At 78.1% G+C, this 2,037-nt stretch carries 2 protein-coding genes and 1 pseudogene; 1 reads left to right on the top strand and 2 read right to left on the bottom strand.

The features are described 5' to 3' along the window. Together JZ5iCDA_RS17150 and JZ5iCDA_RS17145 are read right to left on the bottom strand one after the other, a co-directional pair. Positions 1-820 (bottom strand): annotated as a pseudogene (locus tag JZ5iCDA_RS17150) (hypothetical protein); the annotation flags it as partial. Then, entirely contained in the window at positions 820-1,533 is a 714-nt protein-coding gene (locus tag JZ5iCDA_RS17145) for an ABC transporter ATP-binding protein (RefSeq protein ID WP_069388204.1), read from the bottom strand. The gene JZ5iCDA_RS17145 and the pseudogene JZ5iCDA_RS17150, both read right to left, overlap by 1 nt. A gap of 314 nt (positions 1,534-1,847) precedes the next feature. Between JZ5iCDA_RS17145 and JZ5iCDA_RS17140 the strand changes: the two genes are divergently transcribed. After that, on the top strand, positions 1,848-2,037 hold a 190-nt coding region (locus JZ5iCDA_RS17140), incomplete at its 3' end, for a hypothetical protein (RefSeq protein WP_216093480.1).

Here is a 2,037-nt window from a genome sequence, read left to right as displayed (position 1 = left end):
GCGCCACGGCCCACGCGGCGAGCCCGGCGAGGGCGACCGCGGCCCCGAAGGGCGCCGCGCCGAGCACGCTCGCCTCCGGGCCGGCCGAGGCGAGCGATCCGAGGCCGAGCGGCAGCCACGAGGCCGCGGCCGACGTGCCGCCCGAGAGCAGGGTGACGGCGCCGCGGACGAGGGGCTCGACGAGCACGAGCGCGCCGAGGACGACGATCGTCGCCACCTGGCCGCGCACGAGCGTCCCGACGCCGAGGCCGAGCCAGGTGAGCAGGACGAGGACCACGAGCCCCCGCCCCCAGATGCCGAGCACCTCGCCGGCCGAGAGCGCGAGGCGCGCGTCCGGCGTCGTCGCGAGGGCGACGAGGAGCCCTGCGGCGCTCACGACGGCGAGCGCCGCCCCCACGAGGAGCGCGACCGTCGCGGTCGCGCCCGCCTTGCCGGCGAGGACCCGCAGGCGCGACGGCTGGACGAGCGCGGTGGGCACGACGCCGCCCGTGCGGAAGTCGGTCGTCACGGCGAGGGCCCCCAGCAGGAGCATGCAGACCGCCGTCACGCCGGTGGACCCGGCGCCTCCGCCGCCACCGGCCAGGAGGTCGAGCACGGTCCGCTGGAACGCGGCCGTGGCCGGGTCGGCGAGCGCCCCGAGGTCGGGGGCGAGGTCGGCGGGCAGCCCGGCGGCCGGGCCCGTCGCGGACGCGAGGCCGTCGAGGACGCGGGGGAGGGCGACCAGGAATCCCTGGACGACGAGCATGCCGCCGACCGCGACGGAGGCGATCACCCACGCGGCGCGGGTGCTGCGGAGCTTGAGCATCTCGGCGCGGTACATCAGCGCACTCCTTCGGTGGTGGCGGTGAGGTCGAGGTAGTAGTCCTCGAGCGAGCGGTCGGCGACGAGCTCGTCGAGCGGTCCGGCGGCGACGACGCGTCCCTGCCCGACGACGACGAGGTCGTCCGCGACCTGCCGCACCTCGGCCAGCACGTGGCTCGCGAGGAGCACCGCGCCGCCGTCGTCGGCGAAGCCGCGCAGCAGGTCGCGCAGCCAGCGCATGCCGGCGGGGTCGAGCCCGTTCGCGGGCTCGTCGAGCACGAGCACCTCGGGCTCGCCGAGGAGCGCGGCGGCGAGCCCCAGGCGCTGCCGCATGCCGAGCGAGTACGTGCGCACGCGGCGGTCCGCGGCGGGCGTCATGCCGACGAGCGCGAGCACCTCGTCGACGCGCCGCGCCGGGAGGCGGCCGGCAGCGGCGAGCACGCGCAGGTGGTCGCGACCCGTGCGGCCCGCGTGCAGGCCGCCCGCGTCGAGCAGCGCTCCGACGGTCCGCGCCGGGTCGGCGAGGTCGCGGTAGGCGCGGCCGCCGATCGTGGCGCTGCCGGCGGTGGCGGACGCGAGGCCGAGCAGCACGTGCAGCGTCGTGGTCTTCCCGGCGCCGTTCGGCCCGAGCAGCCCGACGACGCGGCCCGGCTCGACCGAGAACGTCACGTCGTGGACGGCGTCGAACGCACCGTAGGACTTGCGCAGCCCTGAGGCCTGGACGACAGGCACGGTGACTCCCTTCCGTGGGCGGTCCGCACGGGGCTCCGTGCGGTGTCACCAGCGTCGTCGCGGGGGAGGGCCCGGGTCTTGGGCCGCGCGGGGGAACCGTCCTTGCGACCCGCGGGGGAGGCCTCGCGTCCGGCGGTGGCACCCACGTCCCACGACCGCGCTGTCGGGCCGGGCGAGAGCCGGGCGTCGTCCCAGGTCAGCGCCGCGGGCGTGACAGGGCGCCCGGGCATGGGGCAGTGTGGTGTGCCCGACCGACCGTTCGGTGGGCTGCGTGCTGCGCTCCCACCGCGCCTACCGCGCAGGAAGGAGGCGATGTGCCCCGTCGTCCCGGACCGTCCGACCACCCGTCCGACCAGCAGTCCCGGCAGGACCCCACCGGCGGCCACGACCTCCGTCCCGCGGCACGCGGCGCGCGGGCGTCGCAGCGCTCCCTCCCGTGGGGCGCCGTGGTCGCGGGCGCGGGCGCGGTGACGCTCGTCGTCGCCGCTGCGGGCATGGTCGGCG

It is taken from the genome of Cellulosimicrobium cellulans (assembly GCF_001722485.1).
Classification (GTDB): domain Bacteria; phylum Actinomycetota; class Actinomycetes; order Actinomycetales; family Cellulomonadaceae; genus Cellulosimicrobium; species Cellulosimicrobium cellulans_A.
Note: the sequence above shows the minus strand (reverse complement) of the source record. Positions and strands in the feature narration are given on the sequence as shown.